We start from the raw sequence: 26764 nt of genomic DNA on the forward strand, positions 1-26764 counted from the left end.
TCAAGTCCTCTCCGTTTTGCTAAGCCACATCTCGTCCATACCGCCGCCACGGATATGCATCGGATAAACGTGCTCGCCACCATCAACGCAGACATCGACAAACACCAGACGGTTATTGCGGACCTGCTCGATCGCTTCCGCCAGCTTACTTTCCAGCTCAGCCGGTTGAGTGATGCGCATACCGACATGCCCATAAGCTTCCGCCAGGCGAACAAAATCCGGTAACGAGGTCATGTAAGACTGAGAATGGCGGCCTGAATAAATCATGTCCTGCCACTGTTTGACCATGCCCAGATAGCCATTGTTCAGGTTCAACACCAGCACCGGCAGTTCATACTGCAGGGCGGTGGAGAGCTCCTGAATATTCATCTGAATACTGCCATCACCGGTGACACAAATGACAATATCATCCGGAAACGCCATTTTTACGCCCAATGCAGCAGGCAGGCCAAAGCCCATCGTTCCCAGGCCACCGGAGTTGATCCAACGGCGGGATTTATCAAAGGGGTAATAAAGAGCCGCGAACATCTGGTGCTGACCCACATCAGAGGTGACATAAGCTTCGCCGTTTGTCAGACGCCAGATAGTTTCAATCACCGCCTGCGGCTTAATGCTTTCGCTTTGGCTATCGTATTTCAGGCACTGACGTGCACGCCACTGCTCAATGCTCAGCCACCAGTCCCGCAGATCGTCCAGAGGTTGTTGTGTCTCTTCCTGGGCTAACTGCTCAAGCATCAACTCCAGTACGAGACGCGCATCGCCTACAATCGGCACATCCGCCTGGACAGTTTTCGAAATAGAGGTCGGATCGATATCAATATGCAGCACGGTGGCGTTCGGGCAATATTTCGCCAGATTGTTGGTTGTGCGGTCATCAAAGCGCACGCCGACGGCAAAAATCACATCGGAGTGATGCATGGTCATGTTGGCTTCATAGGTGCCGTGCATCCCCAACATCCCCAGCGCCTGGCGATGCGTGGCCGGGAATGCACCTAGCCCCATTAAGGAAGACGCAACCGGAATATTCAGCTTTTCAACCAGCGTGCGTAGTTGTGCTTCACAACCGGAAGTAATCGCGCCGCCGCCGACATAAACCACCGGTTTTTTCGCCGCAATCAGCGTCTGGAGAGCACGTTTGATTTGACCTTTATGCCCGTGCGTCGTTGGGTTGTAAGAACGCATGCTTACCGTTTCGGGCCAAACATAAGGAAGCTTATTTGCCGGGCTGAGAATATCTTTAGGCAGATCAACGACCACCGGCCCCGGACGACCGCTGGCTGCCAGCCAGAACGCTTTTTTCAGCACGCCAGGGATATCTTCCGTTTGCTTTACGAGGAAGCTGTGCTTCACAACCGGGCGGGAAATACCCACCATGTCGCACTCCTGGAAGGCATCGTATCCAATTAACGAGGTCGCGACCTGTCCTGAAATCACCACTAGCGGAATAGAGTCCATATAAGCAGTCGCTATGCCAGTAATCGCATTAGTGGCACCGGGACCCGATGTCACCAGCACAACCCCAACGTCACCCGTTGCCCTGGCAAGGCCATCCGCCATGTGTACGGCCGCTTGCTCATGACGCACCAGCACATGGTCGATGCCACCGACGGTATGTAGCGCATCGTAAATATCGAGGACAGCGCCCCCAGGATAGCCGAACACTTGCTTTACGCCCTGATCGATCAGCGACCGGACGACCATCTCGGCTCCAGACAACATCTCCATGGTTTGCCTCCAGGCTATTGTTTGTCGACTGACAGCAGAATTCATTTCCGCTAAGTCGCTCTGCTCAGACAGGAAAACCCTGCATTCTGATTATGAATGGCAGTTACCATAACCGCTCAAAATCTGGCAGGCAATGAGCAAACGGTTTACCTCATGCCTCGTTAAAAGTGAAAAAACGACGTTAGTTAGCAAGAAATGGTGAAATAGTCTGAGATAAGTAAAGTCGATGATAAATCATCGCTCAAATTGCTTGCTGCTCAGTAAATCATGCATTTTTACGACGCAGAAAGCCGCGTGTGAAAACAGCTTCAGCATAAAATTTTGCTACGACATATCTGAGCAGATTAAACCTAAAGCGTTAGCCCCATGCTTTCAGTGCTTGCATTACCGAGAGCAAACAGAGACTAACAGCTCTTCCATCCATTGATGGCCTTTATCACGCCCGGCAGCTTCGTGCCAGGACAAGTAACAGGTTCGGCTATTCAATTTTAAGGGCAACGGTAATATCTGCAGTTGTAATTTTTCCGCAAACTCTTCAGCCAACCAGCGCGGCGCAATGGCAATCAAATGCGTTTGTGAGACCACATTTAAAACACTGGTTAACGCCATTCCCTGATAGGCCACACTGGCTTGTTTATCCGGTGTGTCATACCAGGGCAGGCTAAATGAGGCATAACGTTCAAGCGACACCACTGCATGTTGCTCACCGTAAATATCACTTTCGCGTAATGGCCCCATAATGCGTGGATGTGATTTGCTGGCGACCATGACCATTTCATCTTTAAACAGGGGAACACAGCTAAATTCAGGACGATGAAACTCATCATAGCCAATAACAAATTCTAATTCCTGATAACGAAGTTGATGCTCCGTATTCTGATTGAGGGAGGATTTGAAGACCAGATGGATATTGGGTGCAATCTTTTCCACGTTATTGTAAATAACAGACGTAAGAAAGTTATCGATTGGGCTACATACACAAAGATTAAAAATACGCTCACTGGTGATCGGCTCAAAACCGGAACCGGGCAACTCATTCTGCACAAGTTGCAGCGCCTGACGAACAGAACCGAAAAGCTGGTGGGCCCTCGCGGTTGGCTGAATGCCTCTCCCATAGCGAACAAAAAGTTCATCATTAAACATCACTTTTAATCGTGCCAGCGCATTGCTGACGGCAGGTTGTGACATGCCTAATGAGTGCGCTGCGCGAGTAATGTTTTGTTCCTGCATCACCGCATCAAAAATTGTTAACAAATTGAGATCAACTTTACGCAATTGGGGTTTTATTACCTCAATTTGCGTTGAGTCTTTAACGTGGTCTTCTGACATATTCATCTCCAGTGTCAAACTACATCCCTTTTCCGGTAGTAATAACCGCTAGAAATATCATTTACCATGCATATAGGATTTGGAAAAGAGGATTCTATAAAAATAGGAATATATAAAGGCTCCCAATGCAATAAGGAGCGCATGCAACCAAACAGCATTGAATCAAACTCTATTAGTTGTCTGAAACGATGGGGACGAATCAAAACATAAATGGTATGAATGTACAATATGCTCAGGACACCCAATAAGTGTGAGTTTACTAAAGTATTTCAAACGACATGAATAATATAATTTAACTTAATTTTATCATTTACACCGGATATTCGATTAAAACAATAAGCCTCGGTTATTATTCATATGAATTCATTGGGATAGCCAAATGACTTAAAACGTGTAGGAATATATCAAGTTGCAAGAAATTGTGCCTTCGAGGAACAATCATCAGAAAGTATGAAAAAGCACAAATACCTTATTTTGATTTCAGCGTTAAATCCAGCACGATTAACTAAAACAGCTCGACGCACTCGTCTGGCTTTTGCAACCATTTATAAGCCAAAGTGTTGACTTTGAATTCCTTATCCAGTACCACTATTAGCATTACGCATTCATCTGGAGCATGGTCATGATTCGCAATGTTCGTTTCCTCGGTCTACTACTACTAAACGCATCCCATGTGCGCGGTAGACCGGTGGACGACGCTCAGCGTTAATCATCCTCCAGTTAACACTAAGAACCCGCGCCTTGGCGCGGGTTTTTTTATGCTCGTAGCAAGGCGACCTGAAGAGACAAGGACCAATCCATGAGCCAGCAACAACAAGTCATTATCTTTGATACAACCTTACGTGATGGTGAGCAGGCGTTACAGGCAAGCCTGAGCGTGAAAGAGAAATTGCAAATTGCGTTGGCACTTGAGCGTATGGGCGTGGACGTGATGGAGGTCGGTTTCCCGGTCTCCTCTCCTGGCGACTTCGAATCCGTTCAGACCATCGCGCGCCAGGTTAAAAACAGCCGCGTTTGCGCACTGGCGCGTTGTGTTGAGAAAGATATTGATGTCGCTGCCGAGTCGCTGAAAGTCGCCGAGGCGTTCCGTATTCATACCTTTATCGCCACCTCCCCCATGCATATTGCTACCAAATTGCGCAGCACGCTGGACGAGGTGATTGAGCGCGCCGTCTATATGGTTAAGCGCGCGCGTAATTACACCGACGACGTCGAATTCTCCTGCGAAGACGCAGGCCGCACCCCAATTGACGACCTGTCACGCGTGGTTGAAGCGGCAATTAATGCGGGCGCGAAGACCATCAATATCCCTGATACCGTCGGCTACACCATGCCTTTCGAGTTCGCGAATATCATTACCGGCCTGTACGAGCGGGTGCCTAACATCGATAAGGCCATTATTTCTGTTCATACCCACGATGACTTAGGTCTGGCGGTCGGTAACGCTATCGCCGCCGTCCATGCGGGTGCTCGTCAGGTTGAAGGTGCAATGAACGGTATCGGTGAGCGTGCCGGTAACTGCTCACTGGAAGAGGTCATCATGGCCATTAAGGTGCGCAAAGACATTATGAACGTGCACACCCGTATCAATCATCACGAAATCTGGCGTACCAGCCAGACCGTCAGCCAGATCTGCAACATGCCGGTTCCGGCGAACAAAGCCATTGTCGGTACTGGCGCCTTCGCCCACTCCTCCGGTATTCACCAGGATGGGGTGCTGAAAAATCGCGAAAACTACGAAATTATGACCCCGGAGTCGATTGGCCTGAATCAGGTCCAGTTGAACCTGACTTCACGTTCTGGCCGTGCAGCAGTGAAACACCGCATGGAAGAGATGGGTTATCAGGACAGCGACTACAACATGGATCACCTGTATGACGCGTTCCTGAAACTGGCGGATAAAAAAGGCCAGGTCTTCGATTACGACCTGGAAGCACTGGCGTTCATCAACAAACAACAGGAAGAGCCAGAACATTTCCGTCTGGATTACTTCAGCGTGCAGTCTGGTTCCAGCGATATAGCGACCGCCTCGGTGAAACTGGCTTGTGGCGAAGAAACGAAAGCAGAAGCCGCCAACGGCAACGGTCCGGTAGACGCCATCTATCAGGCGATAAATCGCATCACGGGCTATGACATTGAGCTGGTCAAATACGATCTCAATGCGAAAGGCCAGGGCAAAGATGCATTGGGCCAGGTCGACATCGTCGTCAATTACAACGGTCGTCGTTTCCATGGCGTGGGTCTGGCAACGGATATCGTGGAGTCCTCCGCGAAAGCCATGGTCCACGTCCTGAATAACATCTGGCGTGCCGCCGAAGTCGAAAAAGAATTGCAACGCAAAGCTCAAAATAAAGAAAACAACAAGGAAACTGTGTGATGTCGAAGAACGCTCATATTGCTGTTTTGCCGGGTGATGGCATTGGCCCGGAAGTGATGGCGCAAGCCCTGAAAGTCCTGGAAGCTGTTCGTAACCGTTTCGATATGCGTATCACCACCAGCCACTACGATGTGGGTGGCATTGCCATCGATCGCCACGGTAATCCGTTGCCGCAGGCTACCGTTGAAGGTTGTGAACAGGCAGATGCCATCCTGTTTGGCTCAGTGGGCGGCCCAAAATGGGAAAACCTGCCGCCGGCACAGCAGCCGGAGCGTGGCGCCCTGCTGCCCCTGCGTAAGCATTTCAAATTGTTCAGTAACCTGCGTCCTGCAAAACTGTATCAGGGTCTGGAAGGCTTCTGCCCGCTGCGTGCTGATATCGCTGCAAACGGCTTTGACATTTTATGTGTGCGCGAACTGACTGGCGGCATCTATTTCGGCCAGCCGAAAGGTCGCGAAGGCAGCGGTCAGCATGAGAAAGCGTTTGATACCGAGGTGTATCACCGTTTTGAAATTGAACGCATCGCACGTATCGCCTTCGAGTCCGCACGTAAACGCCGTAAGAAAGTCCATTCCATTGACAAAGCCAACGTCCTGCAGACCTCCCTGCTGTGGCGCGAAATCGTTAATGAAGTAGCGCAAGAATACCCGGACGTTGAACTGGCACATATGTATATCGATAACGCCACCATGCAATTGATTAAAGATCCGTCCCAGTTTGACGTGCTGCTCTGCTCCAACCTGTTCGGCGATATTCTCTCTGACGAGTGCGCCATGATCACCGGTTCCATGGGCATGCTGCCGTCTGCCAGTTTGAATGAACAAGGTTTTGGCCTGTATGAACCGGCCGGCGGCTCCGCACCGGATATCGCAGGCAAAAACATTGCTAACCCCATCGCCCAGATCCTCTCTCTGGCGCTGCTGCTGCGCTACAGCCTGAATGCAGACGATGCAGCTACCGCGATTGAAAGCGCCATTAACCGCGCATTAGAAGAAGGCGTACGCACCGGCGATTTAGCCCGTGGTGACGCCGCAGTCAGTACCGATGAAATGGGTGACATCATTGCCCGTTATGTCGCCGAAGGGGTGTAATCATGGCTAAAACGTTATACGAAAAATTGTTTGATGCGCACGTTGTTCATGAAGCGCCAAACGAAACCCCACTGTTATATATCGACCGCCACCTGGTGCATGAAGTGACATCACCTCAGGCGTTCGATGGCCTGCGAGCGCACAATCGTCCGGTGCGCCAGCCTGGCAAAACCTTCGCTACCATGGATCACAACGTCTCCACCCAGACAAAAGACATCAACGCGTCCGGCGAGATGGCCCGCATTCAGATGCAGGAGTTGATTAAAAACTGCAACGAGTTTGGCGTGGAGCTGTATGACCTGAACCACCCGTATCAAGGCATCGTACACGTGATGGGGCCAGAACAGGGCGTCACCCTGCCGGGCATGACCATCGTCTGCGGCGACTCCCACACAGCAACGCACGGTGCGTTTGGTGCGCTGGCATTTGGTATCGGCACCTCAGAAGTTGAACACGTCCTGGCGACCCAGACCCTGAAACAGGGTCGCGCCAGAACCATGAAAATTGAAGTCCAGGGCAAAGCGGCTGCGGGTATTACAGCCAAAGACATTGTGCTGGCGATCATCGGCACCACCGGCAGCGCGGGTGGTACAGGTCATGTTGTGGAGTTCTGCGGCGATGCCATTCAGGCACTGAGCATGGAAGGCCGTATGACCCTGTGCAACATGGCTATCGAAATGGGTGCGAAAGCGGGTCTGGTTGCCCCGGATGACACCACCTTCAACTATGTGAAAGGGCGTCTGCATGCACCGAAAGGCAAAGATTTTGACGATGCGGTTGAGTACTGGAAAACCCTGAAGACCGACGACGGCGCAACCTTCGACACCGTTGTCACCCTGAAGGCTGAAGATATTGCACCTCAGGTGACCTGGGGCACCAATCCAGGCCAGGTTATTTCCGTGAATGACAATATCCCGGATCCCGCCTCGTTTGCCGATCCGGTTGAACGAGCCTCCGCAGAAAAAGCGTTGGCCTATATGGGCCTGCAGCCTGGCGTCCCGCTGACCTCAGTGGCTATTGATAAAGTCTTCATTGGTTCCTGCACTAACTCGCGTATAGAAGATTTACGCGCCGCAGCAGAAGTGGCCAAAGGCCGTAAAGTGGCACCCGGCGTTCAGGCGCTGGTGGTGCCTGGCTCCGGCCCGGTGAAAGCGCAGGCGGAAGCGGAAGGTCTGGATAAGATTTTCATTGAAGCGGGCTTTGAATGGCGCCTGCCCGGTTGCTCTATGTGTCTGGCGATGAACAACGACCGCCTGAATCCGGGTGAGCGCTGTGCATCAACCAGTAACCGTAACTTTGAAGGCCGCCAGGGCCGTGGTGGTCGCACGCATCTGGTGAGCCCGGCAATGGCTGCCGCCGCCGCGGTAAGTGGTCATTTCGCTGACGTTCGTAGCTTGTAAAAGGAGATAATCATGGCAGAGAAATATACCCAGCATACTGGCCTGGTTGTCCCTTTGGATGCCGCCAACGTCGATACTGACGCTATCATTCCAAAACAGTTTTTGCAGAAAGTGACGCGCACGGGTTTCGGCGCGCATCTGTTCAACGACTGGCGTTTCCTTGATGATAAAGGCGAAGTGCCTAACCCGGAATTCGTCCTGAACTTCCCGGAATATAAAGGGGCGTCGATTCTGTTAGCGCGGGAAAACTTCGGTTGCGGCTCATCACGTGAGCATGCGCCCTGGGCATTAACCGATTACGGCTTTAAAACCGTGATTGCCCCGAGCTTCGCGGACATCTTTTACGGCAACAGTTTTAATAACCAGCTGCTGCCGATAAAACTGAGCGATGAAGAAGTCGATGAACTGTTCAAACTGGTACAGGCAAACCCGGGTATCTCCTTTGAGGTGGATTTGGAAGCCCAGGTGGTGAAAGCGGGCGACAAGTCCTACAGCTTTACCATTGACCCGTTCCGTCGTCACTGCATGCTTAACGGTCTGGACAGCATTGGCCTGACGCTGCAGCACGAAGACGCCATCGCAGCTTACGAAAACAAACAACCTGCTTTCATGAACTGAGTCAGGCGATGCTTCACTTATGCCCGGCCATGGCGTCGGGCATTATTTTATTACCCATACAATAAAGTGACATGCATCACAAATACCGACATTCATCCGTTGAATAAGTAAGGATATTTTCATCTCGAAAAATTGTTGTTCACTCACCGCCTCCTCATTACCGCTCACTCTGCCCGCCAAAATGTATAAACTCACCATCACAAGTAAAATTACCGCTCATTTATTTAATATATAAATACCAACATGTGAAAAAACGGTTAATTGCATAGAAACCCCCTATGATTCCATGCAAAAAAAAGCATTATTTTTCCTGCGCCCCCCTCGTTATCTTGCCCACAGAAAAATATTAACTTTGGAAATATCAAGCATCCCGTTAATCGGCATTCTGGTTTTCCTGTGGAGCGATCGCATGGGCCACTACCCACACCTTTTTAGTCCGCTGACCGTCAACGGAATGACGATTAAAAACCGTATCATCATGCCGCCAATGGGCACCAACCTTGCGTCCCTCAACGGCGAGGTCTCTGGCGAACAGCTTGAATACTACGAACTGCGGGCGAAAGGGGGAACGGGCTTAATTACCATCGAGAATATCTGTATCGATTTTCCGTTTGCCTCCAATGGCACTACGCAGCTGCGTATCGATAACGATCAATATATTCCCGGCCTGTTTAAGTTAACGGAAACATTGCATAAACACGGTGCCTGCGTCTCTATCCAGCTCAATCATGCGGGCGCTTCTGCCTATGCTTATCGTCTGAACGGCGAGCAGCCACTTTCATCGTCAACAACGCCCTCGAAAAAGAACGGTAATATTCCACGCGCCATGACGCGTGAGGAGATTTATCACGCGGTGGACAAGTTTGGTGAAGCCGCTGAACGTGTAAAACGCGCCGGTTTTGACTGCGTTGAGATTCACGCAGGGCACTCATATTTAATCAGCCAGTTTTTATCGCCATTATTTAATAAGCGTACCGATGAATTCGGCGGCGACCTGGAGAATCGAGCCAGGATATTGTGCCTGGTCGTCGACAAGGTTCGCGCGAGTGTGGGTCCTCGCTTCCCTGTCAGTCTGCGGTTTAGCGCTGATGATTTCCTGAAGGGCGGCAACACGCTGGATGACACGCTGCGCATGCTTGAACTCTGCCAGGACAAAGTCGATATCCTCAATGTCTCTGCCGCGCAGAACGACAATCTCAATCTGCAAATTGACCAGATGTCGCTGGAGGATGGCTGGAAACGCTACCTTTCCCGCGCCGTTCGCGAGAGGTTTAATAAACCGACCGTTATCGCCGGTAACATCCGCACGCCGGCAGTTGCCGAAGACATTCTCGCGAGTGGTGATGCGAGTCTGATTGCCATTGGTCGCGGTCTGATTGCCGAGCCGGAATGGGTGCAAAAAGTGCAACAGGGCAATGAGCGCCTGATGCGTAAATGCATCTCCTGCAATATCGGCTGCGCGGACCATCGCATTGCGCGTTCGCGTCCGCTGCGTTGCTCCATCAACCCGGACATTATTCACGGTGATGCTTACAAACAGCGAGGGGTAAACCGCGACACCCGTGTCGTTGTGATTGGCGCAGGCACGGCAGGAATGGAAGCCGCCTGTACCGCAGCCGAAGTGGGTTGCCATACCTGGCTGCTGGAAAAGAAAAACAGCCTGGGGGGGCTGGCCAGCGAAATCTCGCTGCTGCCCGAGAAAAAGCGAATCGCTGACTTCCCGCAATTTATGAAAAACCGCATGTCCGGTTTGCATAACCTGATGCTCCAGGTCGGTCGCGAAGCTAACGTCAATGCTATCGCCGAACTTCAGCCAAACCTGATCATTAATGCCACTGGCTCCACGCCGCTGCTCCCCCCGATTACCGGGCTGAAGGAGTGCATTGATGTTGAAGGCGGTGATCTCTTTTCCATCACCGGCATGATTCACCACCTGGACAGATTTGCCGACGCCGAAGGTAAATGCATTGCGGTGGTCGGCGGCGGCGCCGTAGGCCTCGACGTGATTGAATACTTCTCTGCCCGCGGCGCCCGCACGGTGCTTATTGAAATGCAGGATGGCCCCGGTCGCGACCTCGATATCATCACCAAGAACGCCATGTTGACCATGCTCGATGAACATCACGTGGAACAGCATATGCAGACACAACTTATCGCCGTTCATCCTCACCATTTCAGCGTCAGGAAAGCCGACCATACGTATGACATTCCCTTTGATTACGGCTTTGTGTGCCTGGGAATGCGCGCTAACAGAAGCGGCCTTGATGAAGTTGAACGCTGGGCCAGCACCCAGAAAATCCCCGTCATGAACATCGGCGATAGCGTAATGGCGCGCCGCATTATTGATGGCGTGCGCGAAGGTCGCAACGTGCTGGATGCCCTCGAAGATATGGGTGTGCTGAGCTAACGGCAGTCAAAAAAGAATTCTATTTTCAATACTTGAGGACTTTATCATGGCAGAACGTATAACGGGTCACACTGAACTTATTGGCCTGATTGCTACCCCCATCCGTCATAGCATGTCTCCGACCATGCATAACGAAGCTTTTGCTCATCTGGGTCTGGATTATGTTTATCTGGCCTTCGAAGTCGATAATCAGGAGCTGAAAGATGTCGTGCAGGGTTTCCGCGCGCTGAAGCTGCGCGGCTTCAATGTCTCGATGCCCAACAAAACCGCCATTTGCCAGTATCTTGATAAGCTGTCTCCGGCTGCAGAGCTGGTCGGCGCGGTCAACACCGTGGTGAACGACAACGGCGTTCTTACAGGCCACATTACTGATGGTACAGGTTATATGCGCGCCCTCGCCGAAGAGGGTATCGACATCATTGGCAAGAAAATGACCGTACTGGGGGCCGGTGGTGCCGCAACGGCGCTCTGCGTACAGGCAGCGCTGGACGGTGTGAAAGAGATTTCCATCTTCAATCAGAAAGACGCATTTTTCGCCAACGCGGAAAAAACGGTTGCCAAGATCCGCAACAACACGAACTGCGAAATCCACCTGTTTGACCTTGCCGACCATGACAAGCTGCGCCAGGAGATCGACAGCAGCACTATCCTCACCAACGCCACCGGTGTTGGCATGAAACCGTTTGAAGGCCAGATGCTGCTGCCAAACGACAGCTTCCTGCGTCCGGATCTGATCGTATCTGATGTTATCTACAACCCGCGCAAAACCCATCTGTTGCAAGTGGCGGAGAAAAAAGGCTGCCGCACCCTGAACGGCCTGGGCATGATGCTCTGGCAGGGCGCAAAAGCCTTTGAAATCTGGACGGGCAAAGAGATGCCGGTGGATTACGTCAAGAATGTCCTTTTCTAAGGGTCGGCATGATGAAAAATAAATATGTCCCGACCGCGGCCGGGCTGTATCTCAACTACCTGATTCACGGTATGGGGGTCCTGCTGATTACCCTCAATATGGCGAATTTACAGGAACAGTGGGGAACAGACCGGGCTGGCGTTTCTATCGTCATTTCGTCCTTAGGTATCGGTAAGCTCGCCACTATCGTGACGGGCTTTTTGTCCGATCGTTACGGACGTAAACCCTTTATCTACCTTGGCATCCTGAGCTACCTGATTTTTTTCTTCGGTATTTTGCTGACCAAAAATATCTACATGGCCTACTTCTTTGGCATTCTTGCCGGGATGGCGAACAGCTTCCTCGACTCCGGTACCTATCCGGCGCTGATGGAATCTTTCCCGAACTCCGCCAGCCGCGCTAATGTGCTGATCAAAGCCTTTGTCTCTGCCGGGCAGTTCCTGTTGCCATTCATTATTAGCCTGCTTCTCTGGGCGAACATGTGGTTTGGCTGGTCATTTATCATCGCAGCCATATTGATAGTGCTCAGCGGTATCTACCTGATCAAAATGCCCTTTCCCGATCACCGGGCGAAAAAAGAGGTTGTGGAGCAATCCTCTGTGACTGCCACACCACAGCCTGATGCCAGCATGATGGACATGATCATCTTCACGCTGTATGGCTATATTGGTATGGCGACCTTTTATCTGGTGAGCCAGTGGCTAGCGCAGTACGGTCAGTTTGTTGCCGGGATACCCTACGAATCGGCGATCAAATTACTGAGTATCTACACAGCGGGTTCGTTGACCTGCGTGTTTGTCACGGCCACTTTTGTGAAAAACGTGATCAACTCCGCCGTGGCAATGGTGCTTTACACAGCCATTTCAGCCATTTCGTTACTCGTTGTCTGTCTGTTCCCCACGCCGTTTATTGTCACCGTTTTTGCCTTTGTGATCGGTTTTTCAGCAGCTGGCGGAGTACTGCAACTGGGTGCGACCATCATGGCCATGAGTTTCCCAAGTGGAAAAGGCAAAGCCACGGGCATCTTCTATACCGCAGGTAGCATTGCCAGTTTCACCATCCCGCTCATCACGGCAAAACTGTCGAAAATCAGTATCGCCAGCATCATGTGGTTTGATTTAATTATCGCCATCATCGGCTTTGTGATTGCACTGTACATCGGTTATCGTCAGTTTCAGGTTCATTCGGCCCAGCGAACCGCTCGCGTTGCGGCGACGGCCTGAACGTTCAGCGAAAAAGAATAATGGATACCAACATGACTCAAGCTGTAAAGGTTAAAAACATCACCTTCCAGGAAGGGGAAACGCTGATTTGCGTGCCGCTGATCGGCAAAACACTCGATGATGTCAAAGCCGGTGCCCTCACACTGGCAACCGCAGGTGCCGATCTGATTGAATGGCGTGTGGATCATTTTACTCAGGTAACAGACGCAGAGCAGGTACACCAGGCACTCGTTGAAATTCGCAAACTGCTGGCGGACATTCCTCTGCTGTTTACTTTCCGCAGTAAACGCGAAGGTGGTGAAACGGAGATCGCCGATGACGCTTACTTTGAACTGAACCGTCAGGCAGCGGTGAGTGGGCTGGTCGATCTTGTTGATCTCGAACTGTTCAACGATGAAACGCAGCTTCGTGCGGTGATTGATGCCGCACATGCGGCGGGTGTCAAAGTTATCATGAGCAGCCATGATTTCCACAAAACGCCCGCACAGGAAGAGATTATCTCTCGCCTGCGCCGCATGCAGGATCTGGGTGCTGATTTGCCGAAAATTGCCGTGATGCCGCAGACGCCAAAAGATGTGCTGACGCTTCTTTCCGCCACACTTGAAATGAAAGAGCAGTATGCAACGCGCCCGATTATCACCATGTCGATGGCAAAAATGGGTGGCGTAAGCCGCGTAACCGGGCGTCTGTTTGGCTCGGCCATGACGTTCGGTACCGTGGGTCAGGCTTCCGCGCCAGGCCAGATCGCCATTGCCCAGTTGCGTGAAATGATGGGCATGTTGTCCTGATTTCAGCCTTAAAATGGTATCGCCCGGAGCAACACTCCGGGCATACCGCTAACGTTTTTTCTGGCTGTCATCGATGATGAAGTTTTTAAACGACTGAATCGCAGGAGAAAGCACCCTGTCTTTCATGGTTGCCAGATAGATAAAGCGTGGGGGGATTTTGTTTTTGATCGCCAGAATATGCACATTGTAATTTTCGAGTGCGGAAATGCGCGGCATGATGGCAATCCCGTAATCAATACTTACCAGCCCCGCCATTGCGGTGTCCTCCTCAACATAGCAGGCAATGTCTGGCACCAGTTTTTGCTGAATAAACACATTATCAATAAACGGTCGCAGCCCACTATTCTCAGAAAAATAGATATAGGGATAATGGATCGTTTCCACAAGATCCACTTCGTCGCGATATAACCTTGCCAGTGGATGATCCTTCGCGGTTACAACCACTAACTCCTGCTGAATGATCGGAATAAAATCAATATCTGACTCATCCGCAATATAGGAACATATCGCAAGATCGGTGCGGCCTGACTTTAACTCCTGTAACAGCGTCAGCGATGTGCCCTGGGTAAAAGAAAAGGTTACGTTATGTCGACCTGGCGTAGCAGAATAATTATGAATGAGTTGCGGAACAACATATTCGCCCATCGTGTAAATAAATGCGATGCGAATATTTTCCTTCGTATCCATGCTGCTCTTTTGCAGCGTCAACCGACCGTTTTCTAACGAGGCCAGTGCATCCTCAACATAGGGGAGAAAACGTTTCCCGTTTTGCGTGATCTCTACATTGCGGCCCTTGCGGGCAAACAGTGACACACCCAGCTCTTTCTCCAGTTCAGAAATAGCATGGCTTAGCGACGGTTGCGTGATGAAAAGGCTGGAGGCAGCTTCAGTGTAGTGTTCCGTTTCCGAGAGCCGTTTAAAATAATAAAGTTGCTTTAGGTTCATTATTTTTGACCGTATAATATAAGATAAAATCACTGCGATAAATATAACACAAAGGGAGTATCAAACGGCCTTAAAAGCGCAAACACCGGTATCACATCAAATATTATCTGACACTGTAATCGGCATGTAAAAAAACGGTTTACAAGATGGTAAAACCGAACCTTATTAAAATATTTCTGCATGCAGAGAAACATGCAAAAATATTTTAAACTTTAAAGGGCATTTATATGAGGACGATCGCAAATCAGGAGAGCGCCGTGCCATTGGCGGGAACCCGTAAAAGAAGCCGGGCGCGAATTGTAATTTTATTGTTGTTATCCGTTGGTACCATGATTAATTATCTGGACCGCACCATCCTCGGCGTTGTCGCCCCCGCCCTGACGCGTGAATTGCATATCGACCCCGCGATGATGGGTATCGTTTTCTCAGCATTTGCCTGGACCTATGCGCTGGCACAGATCCCCGGTGGCATGTTTTTAGATCGCTTCGGTAACAAGCTCACTTACGCACTTTCTATCTTTTTCTGGTCCACTTTTACGCTTTTACAAAGTTTTTCTCTGGGCCTGAAGTCCTTGCTGCTCTTTCGCCTGGGGCTCGGCATCAGTGAAGCACCCTGCTTTCCGGTTAACAGCCGCGTTGTCGGTACCTGGTTTCCGCAGCACGAACGAGCTCGCGCCACGGCAACTTACACGGTGGGGGAATATATTGGGCTGGCAGCATTCTCGCCGCTTTTATTTTTAATCCTTGAGCACCATGGCTGGAGAACATTATTTTTCATCACCGGTGGATTAGGCATTGTCTTCACCTTTATATGGTGGAAGTTTTATAAAGAGCCACATGAATCCACGACTGCTAATACAGAAGAGCTGGAATACATCGGCGTTAAAAATAAGGAAAACGCCAATGACAATGTGCCTTTCAACTGGGCTGATGCCAAGCGCCTTCTTTGCTGCCGCCAGGTGATTGGTGCCAGTCTTGGGCAGTTTGCAGGCAATACAACGCTGGTTTTTTTCCTGACCTGGTTCCCGACCTATCTTGCCCAGGAGCGCCAGCTCCCATGGCTTCACGTTGGATTTTTCGCGACCTGGCCCTTTCTTGCCGCCGCGATAGGCATCATTTTTGGCGGCTGGGTTTCCGATAAATTATTAAAGAAAACGGCCTCGGTAAACGTCAGCAGAAAATTACCGATAATCACCGGATTATTGCTCTCAAGCTGTATTATTGCCGCTAACTGGATGTCAAATAACACAATGGTGATTGTGATAATGTCCATTGCTTTCTTTGGTCAGGGAATGGTGGGTCTGGGCTGGACACTTATTTCAGATATCGCGCCGAAAAATATGGCAGGCCTGACCGGCGGAATATTTAATTTCTGCGCCAATATGGCATCTATCATTACGCCACTCATTATCGGCTTTATCATCGCCGGCACGGGGAATTTCTTCTATGCGCTGATCTATATTGGCTTAACGGCGCTGATAGGGCTGGTGGCGTACATCTTCATCATTGGCGACATTAAGCGTATCGAGTTCGATTAACCGATGGCTCCCGGCGCTTCGCTCGCCGGGAGTCCGCAGGCTAGATATCCTTCACCCGGCTGGTCAGGAACAATGTCACCAGCGACAGGGCAGCAATCACCCAGTATACCGCTGCATGCCCGTAGCTTTGCGCCAGCGCGCCCTGAATCACCCCCGCCAGGATCACCCCCGTCGAGATACTGTTGGTGAAAAGCGTTGTCGCGGAGCCTGCACGACCCGGCATCAAGTCCTGGAACCACAGCATGCCAATCCCGGCGATAATCCCGATGAAGATAGCGTTAAAGATTTGCAAACCCAACAGCGCTTCGCGGCTATGGAACATCAGTAACCCTGCATAGAACAACACGCCAGCCATCACGGCGCTTACCATCATTCTGCGTTTACCAAAGCGTTTAACATAGTAACCCGCCAGGATCATTGCCGGGATCTCAAGCCCTGCGGCCGTCCCCATTAGCACACCGGCCAGGCTATCCGGTAGCCCCAGTTCGCTGCTGATCCACAGCGGCATGTCGATGATGTACATGGTGTTGCAGGTCCACATCAATGTGGAGGCGATAAACAACATGCGCACATTTTTGTCACTCCATCCACTGACCTGCGTCACCGGCACATCAGCCGGTTGCGCGACACGGGCCACGGAAGGCAGCCAGAAGGCAATCATCACCAGGCTAATGACAAAAATGCCTGCGGCGATGGCGTACATGGTGGTGAAGCCATAATTGAGGGCCAGCATAAACGCCAGCGGAGGGCCAATCACCCAGGCCACGGAAATCTGCGCACGCATAATGGAGCTGAACATCACCACTTCACGGGCGGAGCTATCCGCATATTCACGGGCCAGCGCGAAGAGTTGCGGCATAGCGGTGCTGGCAAGCGAGGCGAGGAAGACGCCGCAGGTAATGAGCGTGAGATAATGGCGGTTAAAGGCAAACAGCAGCGCATTCCCCACCGCCATCAGGCAGCAGAACATAATCAATTTGCGCCGATCGCCCTGGCGGTCAGAGCGCTTTGCCAACGCAAGGCTTACCCCAATCCCGGCGATGGCATTCACCGTATAGAACAGCCCAACCCAGAAAGGTGCAACGCCCACTTCACGGCTGAGAAACAGACTGAGCGTGGGTGCCTGTAGTGCCCCCGCCACCCCGATCATAAACGCGACCATCATAAAAGCGAGGTAAATACCGTTAAGGCGGCGTCCCATCGTCATCAACCAGAGCATAAAGATCCTTGCATGCAGAAAAACGAAAAAAGCCAGCAGATGATACCTGCTGGCGTGGTGATTCGCACCAATACTCAGTCACACATGATGGCTGCGATTAAGGGTAAGTCAGGGTATGAGACCAGGGGATGTCACTTCCCACTGCATTAATTCTTCGAGCATTTTCAGCCGTTGAGCCGCGTCAGGGCATGAAAGCCATGATGCACCCTGGGTCGCACGAAAATACGCTAAGTAAAATTGCCGGGTTAATCTCTTCATACTCACCCTCCTCGCTTTCATCGAAGAGAATTATTGGCTTAATATAGGGATTAATAAATTGCTGACTTTTTCTCAGGAGTTCCCCTTTTATGTCTTCTGGTCGCCTGCAACAACAGTTCATCCGCCTGTGGCAATGCTGTGACGGGAAGTCGCAAGAGACCACCCTCAATGAGCTGGCGGAGTTGTTGAGCTGTTCACGTCGCCATATGCGCACCCTGCTCAACACCATGCAGGCACGAGGCTGGCTGACCTGGGACGCGGAAGCCGGGCGTGGCAAGCGCTCGCGCCTCACTTTCCTTTACACTGGCCTGGCTTTGCAGCAGCAGCGCGCCGAGGACTTACTGGAACAGGATCGCATCGATCAACTGGTGCAACTGGTGGGCGACAAAAGCGCGGTGCGGCAGATGCTGGTGTCGCATCTGGGCCGCAGCTTCCGCCAGGGGCGGCATATTCTGCGCGTCCTCTACTACCGCCCGCTGCGTAACCTGCTGCCCGGCACCGCGCTGCGCCGCTCCGAGACCCATATGGCTCGGCAAATCTTCAATGCCCTGACGCGCATAAATGAGGCAAATGGGGAACTGGAAGCCGATATTGCTCACCACTGGAAAGAAATTACCCCTTTGCACTGGCGATTTTATTTGCGTCCTGGCATTCATTTTCACCATGGCCGTGAGCTGGAAATGAGCGATGTGATCGCTTCACTTCAGCGCGTCAGTACCTTGCCGCTCTATTCACACATTACCGACATCGTCTCCCCTACGCCCTGGACGCTGGATATTCATCTGAGCCAGCCGGATCAATGGCTGCCGTGGCTGGTCGGGCATATCCCGGCGATGATCCTGCCGCAGGAGTGGAGCACCATGGCCAACTTTTCAAGTCACCCGGTGGGAACCGGCCCCTATGCCGTCACGCGCAATAACACCAACCAACTTAAAATTCACGCCTTTGATGACTACTTTGGCTTTCGCGCCCTGATAGATGAGGTCAACGTTTGGGTGCTGCCGGAAATTGGCGACGAACCCAACGGCGGCCTGACAATAGATGGCCCTACCGATAGCGAAAAAGCCATCGAAAGCCGACTTGAGGAGGGGTGTTACTATTTGCTCTTCGATGCCCGTTCCCATCGTGGCGCAAACCAGGCGGTGCGCGACTGGGTAAGCCAGATCCTGTCCCCCTCCAATCTGCTCTACCACGCGGAAGAGCATTATCAGCGCTACTGGTTCCCGGCTTACGGGCTTTTGCCTCGCTGGCATCATGCCCGCCCCGGCAGCGGCGAAAAACCTGCCGGGCTGGAGTCACTGACGCTCACCTTCTATCGCGATCATAATGAACATAAAGCCATTGCTAACACCATGAGTGCCCTGCTTGCCAGCCAGGGTGTGCACCTCGATATTCAGGAGGTGGACTATGCCGAGTGGCATGCGGGGGAGATCGTCAGCGATATCTGGCTCAACAGCGCCAACTTTACGCTGCCGCTCGACTTTTCTCTTTTTACCCACCTCTACGAAGTGCCGCTCATCCAGCACTGCGTGCCGCTGGACTGGCAGGGCGATGCCGAAAAATGGCGCGCAGGAGAGATGAATCTTGCCGTCTGGTGCCAGCAGTTGCTGGAAAGTAAAGCCATGGTGCCGTTGATCCATCACTGGCTGATGATTCAGGGCCAGCGAAGCATGCGCGGGCTGCGGATGAATACGCTCGGCTGGTTTGACTTTAAATCCGCATGGTTTGCCCCGCCGGATCCATAACGCTTTCCGAAAACTGACAAAATCATTACACTGTTGCGGTGCTCAACGGGGTGCTGCGCGTCATGCGTGTGCTGAGAAAATACCCGTCGAACCTGATCCGGATAACGCCGGCGAAGGGATTTGAGGCTCTCGCTCAAAATCCTTTGCCACCTACATTTTTTGAGGTGCAAAGTGCTTAAAAAAGTTCTGCCCGTCATGCTGTTGGTTGCTGCTCCTGTTTTTGCTAAACCGACGCTCACCGTTTACACCTACGACTCTTTTGCCGCTGACTGGGGCCCTGGCCCGGTAGTTAAAAAAGCCTTCGAAGCGGACTGCAACTGCGAGCTGAAACTGGTGGCGTTGGAAGATGGCGTCTCACTGCTTAACCGTCTGCGCATGGAAGGCAAAAACAGCAAAGCGGATGTGGTGCTGGGGCTGGATAACAACCTGATTGAGGCGGCCTCACAGACCCATCTGTTTGCGAAAAGCGGCGTCGCCACTGATGCGGTTAACGTACCGGGCGGCTGGAACAATGACACCTTTGTTCCCTTCGATTACGGCTGGTTTGCCTTCGTCTACGATAAAACCAAACTGCAAAACCCACCGAAAAGCCTGAAAGAGCTGGTTGAAAGCCCACAAAAATGGCGTGTGATTTATGAAGATCCACGAACCAGTACGCCGGGCCTGGGCCTGTTGCTGTGGATGCAGAAAGTATATGGCGACAAGACCCCGGAGGCCTGGAAGCAGCTGGCAACAAAAACCGTGACCGTCACCAAAGGCTGGAGCGAAGCCTACGGTCTGTTCCTGAAAGGGGAAGGCGATCTGGTTCTGAGCTACACCACCTCTCCTGCCTACCACATCATTGAAGAGAAAAAAGAGCAGTACGCCGCCGCAAACTTTAGCGAAGGCCACTACCTGCAGGTTGAAGTGGCGGCGCGCACTGCGGCCAGTAAACAGCCGGAACTGGCAGAGAAGTTCCTGAAATTTATGGTCTCCCCGGCGTTCCAGAATGCTATCCCAACGGGCAACTGGATGTACCCGGTAACCCACGTGTCGCTGCCAGTAGGCTTTGATACGCTGGTGAAACCGCAAACCTCTCTGCAATATACGCCACAAGAGGTCGCCTCCCAGCGCGCCGACTGGATCAGTGCATGGCAACGCGCCGTCAGCCGCTGATTGCCGGCTGGCTTGCCCCCGGCCTGACCGCCGCTACCCTGATGGTAGCGGTAGCATTAGCCGCGTTTCTGGCCCTGTGGGCACACGCACCCACGACGGAGCTGGCGGAGGTCTTGCACGACAGTTACCTGTGGCATGTGGTGCGTTTCTCCTTCTGGCAGGCGTTTCTTTCGGCTCTGTTCTCGGTGGTGCCCGCCATTTTCCTTGCGCGCGCTTTTTACCGACGTCGGTTCCCCGGACGACTCGCCCTGCTCCGCTTGTGCGCCATGACGTTAATCCTGCCAGTGCTGGTGGGGGTATTTGGTATTCTCAGCGTCTACGGTCATCGTGGCTGGCTGGCCTCTGTTTTCACGGCAATGGGGTTTAAGTGGTCCTTTTCGCCTTACGGGCTACAGGGCATTTTGCTGGCACACGTCTTTTTTAACCTGCCAATGGCCTCACGTTTACTCTTACAAACGCTGGAGCAGATCCCTGGTGAACAACGGCAGATTGCGGCCCAGTTGGGTATGCGTGGTTGGTCGTTCTTCCGCTATGTTGAGTGGCCGTGGCTGCGTCGGCAGATCCCTCCGGTTGCCGCACTGATTTTTATGCTCTGCTTTGCAAGCTTTGCCACCGTGCTGTCGCTGGGCGGTGGGCCGCAAGCGACCACCATTGAACTGGCCATTTATCAGGCGCTCAGTTATGACTTCGACCCCGGCCGCGCGGCATTGCTGGCGTTAATTCAGATGGTCTGTTGCCTGGGACTGGTGCTGCTCAGTCAGCGTCTCAGCAAAGCTTTTGCCGTCGGGAGTCATCAGATTCACGGCTGGCGCGATCCGCAGGACAGACTCTTTAGTCGTCTTTGCGACTACACCTTGATTGCGCTGGCGCTGGTGTTGCTTTTGCCCCCGCTGCTGGCGGTAATGATTGATGGACTCAATCTCAGCCTGCTGAATATGCTCTCTCAACCGGTACTCTGGCAGGCTATCTGGACGTCGGTACGCATTGCTCTCTGCGCCGGGCTACTCTGCGTTATTTTCACCATGATGTTGCTCTGGAGCAGCCGTGAACTGCGCGCCCGTCAGCATACGCTTGCGGGCCAGGCCCTGGAGATGAGCGGGATGTTAATCCTGGCGATGCCCGGTATTGTGCTGGCGACCGGCTTCTTCCTGCTGCTCAACGACAGTATCGGGTTGCCAACGTCGGCAGACGGCATTGTGATTTTTACCAATGCGCTAATGGCGATTCCCTATGCCCTGAAAGTACTGGAAAACCCGATGCGCGACGTCACCGCACGCTACGGTCTGTTGTGCCAGTCGCTGGGGATGACGGGCTTTCGCCGTTTGCGCATTGTGGAACTGCGGGCGCTAAGGGTTCCGCTGGCGCAGGCGATGGCGTTTGCCTGCGTGCTGTCGATTGGCGATTTTGGCGTGGTTGCGCTCTTTGGCAATGACGACTTTCGCACGCTGCCCTTCTATCTTTATCAACAGATAGGCTCATATCGCACCCAGGACGGGGCAGTGACGGCGCTCATTCTGTTAGTGCTGTGCTTCTTACTGTTCACACTTATCGAAAAACTTCCGGGCCGCCATGCTAAGACTGATTGATGTAACCTGGCTGTATCAGCATCTCCCTATGCGTTTTTCTCTGTCGGTTAAACAGGGTGAACGGGTCGCCGTGCTCGGCCCAAGCGGGGCGGGGAAAAGCACCCTGCTAAGCCTGGTGGCGGGGTTTTTAACCCCGGCGAGCGGCATCATCATGATTGAGAATAGCGAGCACACCCACACTCCGCCCGCCAGGCGACCGGTGTCGATGCTGTTTCAGGAAAACAATCTTTTTACTCATCTGACGGTACGGCAGAATATCGGTCTGGGGTTGAATCCTGGCCTGAAGCTCTCCGGCGCACAGGTCAGCAAGCTTGAGACCATCGCCACCACCATGGGGCTGGAGACGCTGTTAAACCGGCTGCCCGGCGAGCTTTCGGGCGGTCAACGCCAGCGTGTCGCGCTCGCCCGTTGCCTGGTACGTGAACAGCCCGTGTTGCTGCTCGATGAGCCTTTTTCCGCTCTCGACCCGGCGCTACGCCAGGAGATGCTCACTCTGGTTGAAGAGGTGTGCCGCCGCCAGCAGCTCACGCTGCTGATGGTGTCGCATAGCGTCGAGGATGCCGCCAGAATCGCCTCAAGATCGATAGTCGTGGCGGATGGACGCATCGCCTGGGATGGAGATACCGACGCGTTACTGAGCGGTAATGCGCCTGTTTCGGCCCTGCTGGGGATCAGGTAACCACTTTTCCCAGAATTTCAGCATAAACCGGCATCAGCGGGTGGCGCACCAGCAGGGTAACCGCAATGGCCGCAGCACAAAGCAGCAGAGGTGTGAGCCAGAATAAGCGCTGGCGGGGCAGATAAGCAGAGAGCTTATCCCGGCCACTTTTTTGGCTACGCCACAGTCGCCAGCACATCCAGCCCGCCAGCCAGACCAGAACCGCCGCCAGCACCAGCAGCCATTTAAAACCGCCGCTTTGTTCTCCCGCCGGAATATCAATGGCTGCGCCCGCCAGAATCCCCGGCAGGAAGTAAAACGGCGGCCAGAGCAGACAACCGATGATATTGGGCACCACGAATTTGGAGACCGGCAGGTCAAGCATACCGGCGACCATCGGGATCAGCGGGCGGGTTGGGCCAACGAAGCGCCCAATCAGAATGGTAAACATGCTGTGCTGGTGTAACGCATGTTCCGTTTTATCCAGCAATGCTTTGTTTTTCTGGAGAAAAGAGAGACGGTGCAGCGGCCGCTTGAAACGCCAGCCGAGCCAGAAAGAGATCCAATCGCCCAGCAAACACCCGACGATACCCGCCAGCCAGGCGTGCCAGAAATTCACTTCGCCGCTGCCAATCAACGCGCCCAGTGCAGCCATCATCACCGTGCCGGGAAGGATCAGCCCCACCAGCGCCAGCGATTCGAGAAAAGCGACCAGCGCAATCGCAATCAGCGAATAGGTGGCTGACTGCGTAATAAAGTGTTCCAGCAATGCTTGCATAGTCTATCCGGTTGAGTAACGACGCCGGGATTGTCCAGAGCCGAACCATAAGGGTCAATCTTCCATTATCCGAATAGTTTAGCGAGTGTGTTATTCACCCGCGCAATTCATTGCGCTTCTTTACCGTTTATTCACATCCTGCACGAAATTCACTGGGGCTGGCCCCCGTGCATTTTTTAAACACCCGCGAGAAATAGAGCTGGTCCTCAAACCCCACGTTGCGCCCGACGCTGGCAATGGGCATGCGCGTCGTACTGAGCAGTAATTTCGCCTGGCTGATGCGCTGATCTTCACGCCAGCTCAGCACGCTAACGCCCAATTGCTGGCGGAACAGATGCGATAAGCGCGAGGGCGAAAGACAGACATGCTGTGCGACACCTGCAATATCAAAATGGTTATCGGCCAGGTGGTCGCTGATGTACTGACAGGCATCGCGCACGCGGTTATCCAGCGGCGGGTGCAGGGATTCGTTAATGGCATCCATACGCCGCAGCAGTAGTTGCTCCAGCAGATTAATAGCCAGCAGTTCCGCGTAGCGCCCCGCGCTCTGCCCGGCGTCGATAATCTGCCCGAACAGCTCGCTAAACTGGGCCAGATGTTGTTCATCCGGGCGGTAGAATCCGGTTTGCGCGAAGATAGTCGGCCAGCTTAGCCATTCATGCCAGTAGGCGCGGGGGCGGAAATAGACCCACTGGTGATACCATTCGCTGGCATCGGGGTGGCGACCATAGTGGTGAACTTCACCGGGTGGAAAGAGCAGCATATCGCCCGGGCGGCAGACGTACTGCTTGCCGTGATTATCAATGACCCCTTCACCGCGGATAGTAAAGTTCAGAATGTAGCCCTTCATGCCCAGCGGGCGATCGATAAAAAAATCGAGGTAACCTTCCGACTCAATGGGGGTTAATCCCGCCACCAGATGGGCGTTAAATGAGTAGCCAGGCAGCAGTGGATCGTTTTGAGATTCAGCCATAAACGCAATACTCCGGTTATCGGTCAGGAAACCAATTGTCCATATTGATACGCGCTTCATTCCCCACGCATTTTGACCGGGCACAAGGAATTCATCGTCACTTTTAACCCCGCCAGATAAAAGCAGTTATGCCAGTTTAGCGCATGTTATTCGCATGGAATGGGCCAACCAAAGTGTCTATAAAGGCGGCAGTAATGTCCACATCGAATTTTTGCACGGCGTCACACTTTGCACTTACATAGCATTTTAGTCCATAAGATTAGCGAATACAGCCTGACGCTTTTTTCAGCCGATCACTATGTTTCTCCATAAGGTAATTCTTCATGGAGCAACACGATGGCAATTGCAATTGGCCTCGATTTTGGTAGCGATTCAGTACGTGCACTGGCCGTAGACTGCGAGTCAGGAGAGGAAATCGCCACCAGCGTTGAGTGGTATCCCCGCTGGCAGGAAGGTCGCTACTGCGACGCCGCCCACAACCGCTTTCGCCACCACCCCCGTGACTACATTGAGTCGATGGAAGCGGCTATCAAAGCCGTGCTGGCGCAACTCACCGACACCCAACGTCAGGATGTAAAAGGCATTGGCGTTGACAGCACCGGTTCAACCCCTGCCCCCATTGACGCCGAGGGCCGCGTGCTGGCCCTGCGTCCGGAGTTCGCCGACAACCCCAACGCCATGTTCGTGCTGTGGAAAGACCATACCGCAGTCGAAGAGGCAGAGGCGATCACCGCCCTGTGCCACGCGCCAGGCAAGACGGACTACTCACGCTATATCGGTGGTATTTATTCCAGCGAATGGTTCTGGGCCAAAATTCTGCACGTCACCCGTGCGGATAAAGACGTCGCCCAGGCAGCCGCTTCGTGGATTGAGCTGTGCGATTGGGTGCCAGCCCTGCTCTCTGGCACCACGCGCCCCCAGGATATCCGCCGTGGACGCTGCAGCGCCGGGCATAAATCCCTGTGGCATGAAAGCTGGGGCGGCCTGCCACCGGCAAGCTTCTTTGACGACCTGGACCCGCTGCTCAACAAGCATCTGCCGACCCCGCTCTTTACCGAGACGTTCACCGCCGATTTACCGGTGGGTACATTGACGGCGGAGTGGGCGCAGCGGCTGGGCTTGTCTGAAGCGGTAGTGATTTCGGGCGGTGCCTTTGACTGCCATATGGGCGCTGTCGGCGCCGGGGCGCAGCCGAATACGCTGGTGAAAGTGATTGGTACCTCGACCTGCGACATCCTGATTGCGGATAAACCCAGCGTGGGCGACCGCGCGGTGAAAGGCATCTGCGGGCAGGTAGACGGCAGCGTGGTGCCGGACTTTATTGGTCTCGAAGCCGGACAATCCGCCTTCGGTGACATCTACGCCTGGTTTGGCCGCGTGCTCGGCTGGCCGCTGGAGCAACTGGCAGCGCAGCACCCGGAACTGAAAACTCAGATTAAAGAGAGTCAGAAACACCTTCTGCCCGCACTGACCGCCGCGTGGGCGAAAAACCCGTCGCTGGAACATTTGCCGGTCGTGCTGGACTGGTTCAATGGCCGCCGTACGCCGAATGCGAATCAGCGGCTGAAGGGGGTCATCACCGATCTAAACCTTGCCACCGACGCTCCGGCCCTCTTTGGTGGGCTGATTGCCGCCACCGCTTTTGGTGCCCGCGCCATTATGGAGTGTTTCACCGAGCAGGGAATCGCCGTTGACAACGTCATGGCGCTGGGCGGCATTGCCCGCAAAAACCCGGTCATTATGCAAGCCTGCTGCGACGTGCTTAACCGCCCACTGCAAATTGTCGCCTCCGACCAGTGCTGTGCCCTGGGTGCAGCCATTTTTGCCGCCGTCGCCGCTGGCGTTCACGCTGATATCCCGAGCGCGCAACAGCAGATGGCCAGCCAGATTGAAAATACGCTACAGCCCGCATCCGCGCAGGCCCAACGCTTTGAACAGCTCTATCGCCGCTACCAGCAATGGGCGAAAAGCGCAGAGCTTCACTATCTCCCGGTAGCCGCGCCAGCAACCCAGGCAGCGCTCACTCACTAAGGACACGGTA

Annotated in this window: 22 protein-coding genes and 1 riboswitch; of the genes, 15 read left to right on the plus strand and 7 right to left on the minus strand. The window is 53.1% G+C overall.

Annotation, left to right across the window (positions count from 1 at the left end; genetic code table 11):
- Both ilvI and leuO read right to left on the minus strand, forming a co-directional pair.
- Positions 1-1725 (minus strand): acetolactate synthase 3 large subunit, encoded by a 1725-nt coding sequence (gene ilvI / locus ACUY4Q_RS20265; protein WP_458044477.1) that lies wholly within the window; start codon positions 1723-1725, stop codon positions 1-3.
- 384 nt (positions 1726-2109) lie between these two features.
- Positions 2110-3054 (minus strand): transcriptional regulator LeuO, encoded by a 945-nt coding sequence (leuO, locus tag ACUY4Q_RS20270; protein WP_458047402.1) that lies wholly within the window; start codon positions 3052-3054, stop codon positions 2110-2112.
- A 622-nt stretch (positions 3055-3676) separates the two neighbouring features.
- On the opposite strand from leuO, the gene leuL reads away from it, so the two are divergent.
- The 9 genes from leuL (at position 3677) to aroD (ending at position 13868) form a co-directional block, all read left to right on the plus strand.
- Positions 3677-3763 (plus strand): leu operon leader peptide, encoded by an 87-nt coding sequence (gene leuL / locus ACUY4Q_RS20275; protein WP_103280481.1) that lies wholly within the window; start codon positions 3677-3679, stop codon positions 3761-3763.
- A 90-nt stretch (positions 3764-3853) separates the two neighbouring features.
- Positions 3854-5431 carry a 2-isopropylmalate synthase gene (gene leuA, locus ACUY4Q_RS20280; protein WP_458044478.1) on the plus strand — a complete coding sequence of 526 codons (1578 nt, stop codon included), beginning with the start codon at positions 3854-3856 and terminating at the stop codon, positions 5429-5431.
- A complete protein-coding gene (gene leuB, locus ACUY4Q_RS20285; RefSeq protein WP_458044479.1) occupies positions 5431-6522 on the plus strand; it encodes a 3-isopropylmalate dehydrogenase in 1092 nt (363 codons plus the stop codon). The genes leuA and leuB overlap by 1 nt, the downstream gene beginning before the upstream one ends.
- A 2-nt stretch (positions 6523-6524) precedes the next feature.
- Complete coding sequence (leuC, locus tag ACUY4Q_RS20290; RefSeq protein WP_458044480.1) at positions 6525-7922, plus strand: 3-isopropylmalate dehydratase large subunit; 1398 nt, start codon at positions 6525-6527, stop codon at positions 7920-7922.
- Between the two features lie 12 nt (positions 7923-7934).
- Positions 7935-8540: a 3-isopropylmalate dehydratase small subunit gene (gene leuD, locus ACUY4Q_RS20295; protein WP_458044481.1), complete on the plus strand. Its 606-nt coding sequence runs from the start codon at positions 7935-7937 to the stop codon at positions 8538-8540.
- A gap of 409 nt (positions 8541-8949) precedes the next feature.
- Complete coding sequence (locus ACUY4Q_RS20300) at positions 8950-10947, plus strand: oxidoreductase (protein ID WP_458047403.1); 1998 nt, start codon at positions 8950-8952, stop codon at positions 10945-10947.
- Between the two features lie 46 nt (positions 10948-10993).
- A complete protein-coding gene (locus tag ACUY4Q_RS20305; RefSeq protein WP_458044482.1) occupies positions 10994-11857 on the plus strand; it encodes a shikimate dehydrogenase in 864 nt (287 codons plus the stop codon).
- Between the two features lie 11 nt (positions 11858-11868).
- The gene (locus ACUY4Q_RS20310) at positions 11869-13080 is read left to right on the plus strand and encodes an MFS transporter (RefSeq protein ID WP_458047404.1); all 1212 of its coding nucleotides are present in this window, start codon (positions 11869-11871) and stop codon (positions 13078-13080) included.
- Between the two features lie 32 nt (positions 13081-13112).
- Positions 13113-13868, plus strand: a complete 756-nt coding sequence (aroD, locus tag ACUY4Q_RS20315) for a type I 3-dehydroquinate dehydratase (RefSeq protein WP_458044483.1) — start codon at positions 13113-13115, stop codon at positions 13866-13868.
- Positions 13869-13916: 48 nt separating this feature from the next.
- Here the strand turns inward: aroD and ACUY4Q_RS20320 are convergent, their stop codons facing one another.
- Positions 13917-14813 carry a LysR family transcriptional regulator gene (locus ACUY4Q_RS20320; protein ID WP_458044484.1) on the minus strand — a complete coding sequence of 299 codons (897 nt, stop codon included), beginning with the start codon at positions 14811-14813 and terminating at the stop codon, positions 13917-13919.
- 227 nt (positions 14814-15040) lie between these two features.
- Here ACUY4Q_RS20320 and ACUY4Q_RS20325 point away from each other — a divergent pair, with 227 nt between their 5' ends.
- Positions 15041-16351 (plus strand): MFS transporter, encoded by a 1311-nt coding sequence (locus ACUY4Q_RS20325; RefSeq protein ID WP_458044485.1) that lies wholly within the window; start codon positions 15041-15043, stop codon positions 16349-16351.
- A gap of 40 nt (positions 16352-16391) precedes the next feature.
- On the opposite strand, the gene ACUY4Q_RS20330 is transcribed toward ACUY4Q_RS20325, so the two are convergent.
- Together ACUY4Q_RS20330 and sgrT are read right to left on the minus strand one after the other, a co-directional pair.
- On the minus strand, positions 16392-17570 hold the full coding sequence (locus ACUY4Q_RS20330; RefSeq protein ID WP_458044486.1) for a sugar efflux transporter: 1179 nt from the start codon (positions 17568-17570) through the stop codon (positions 16392-16394).
- A 108-nt stretch (positions 17571-17678) separates the two neighbouring features.
- Positions 17679-17828: a glucose uptake inhibitor SgrT gene (gene sgrT, locus ACUY4Q_RS20335; RefSeq protein WP_458044487.1), complete on the minus strand. Its 150-nt coding sequence runs from the start codon at positions 17826-17828 to the stop codon at positions 17679-17681.
- Positions 17829-17917: 89 nt separating this feature from the next.
- On the opposite strand from sgrT, the gene sgrR reads away from it, so the two are divergent.
- The 4 genes from sgrR (at position 17918) to thiQ (ending at position 22993) form a co-directional block, all read left to right on the plus strand.
- On the plus strand, positions 17918-19573 hold the full coding sequence (gene sgrR / locus ACUY4Q_RS20340; RefSeq protein WP_458044488.1) for an HTH-type transcriptional regulator SgrR: 1656 nt from the start codon (positions 17918-17920) through the stop codon (positions 19571-19573).
- A gap of 36 nt (positions 19574-19609) precedes the next feature.
- Positions 19610-19710: riboswitch (TPP riboswitch) on the plus strand.
- 34 nt (positions 19711-19744) lie between these two features.
- Complete coding sequence (gene thiB, locus ACUY4Q_RS20345; protein WP_458044489.1) at positions 19745-20728, plus strand: thiamine ABC transporter substrate binding subunit; 984 nt, start codon at positions 19745-19747, stop codon at positions 20726-20728.
- Positions 20704-22314, plus strand: coding sequence for a thiamine/thiamine pyrophosphate ABC transporter permease ThiP (gene thiP / locus ACUY4Q_RS20350; RefSeq protein ID WP_458044490.1), 1611 nt, complete (start codon positions 20704-20706; stop codon positions 22312-22314). Before thiB ends, thiP begins: the two co-directional genes overlap by 25 nt.
- Positions 22298-22993, plus strand: coding sequence for a thiamine ABC transporter ATP-binding protein ThiQ (gene thiQ, locus ACUY4Q_RS20355; RefSeq protein ID WP_458044491.1), 696 nt, complete (start codon positions 22298-22300; stop codon positions 22991-22993). Before thiP ends, thiQ begins: the two co-directional genes overlap by 17 nt.
- On the opposite strand, the gene ACUY4Q_RS20360 is transcribed toward thiQ, so the two are convergent.
- Together ACUY4Q_RS20360 and araC are read right to left on the minus strand one after the other, a co-directional pair.
- Positions 22986-23750, minus strand: a complete 765-nt coding sequence (locus tag ACUY4Q_RS20360; protein ID WP_458044492.1) for a DedA family protein — start codon at positions 23748-23750, stop codon at positions 22986-22988. The two genes, thiQ and ACUY4Q_RS20360, sit on opposite strands and share 8 nt — an antisense overlap.
- 127 nt (positions 23751-23877) lie before the next feature.
- A complete protein-coding gene (gene araC, locus ACUY4Q_RS20365; protein WP_458044493.1) occupies positions 23878-24723 on the minus strand; it encodes an arabinose operon transcriptional regulator AraC in 846 nt (281 codons plus the stop codon).
- Between the two features lie 336 nt (positions 24724-25059).
- On the opposite strand from araC, the gene araB reads away from it, so the two are divergent.
- Positions 25060-26754: a ribulokinase gene (gene araB, locus ACUY4Q_RS20370; protein WP_458044494.1), complete on the plus strand. Its 1695-nt coding sequence runs from the start codon at positions 25060-25062 to the stop codon at positions 26752-26754.
- Positions 26755-26764 lie beyond the last annotated feature (10 nt).

It is taken from the genome of Phytobacter cepae (assembly GCF_054165735.1).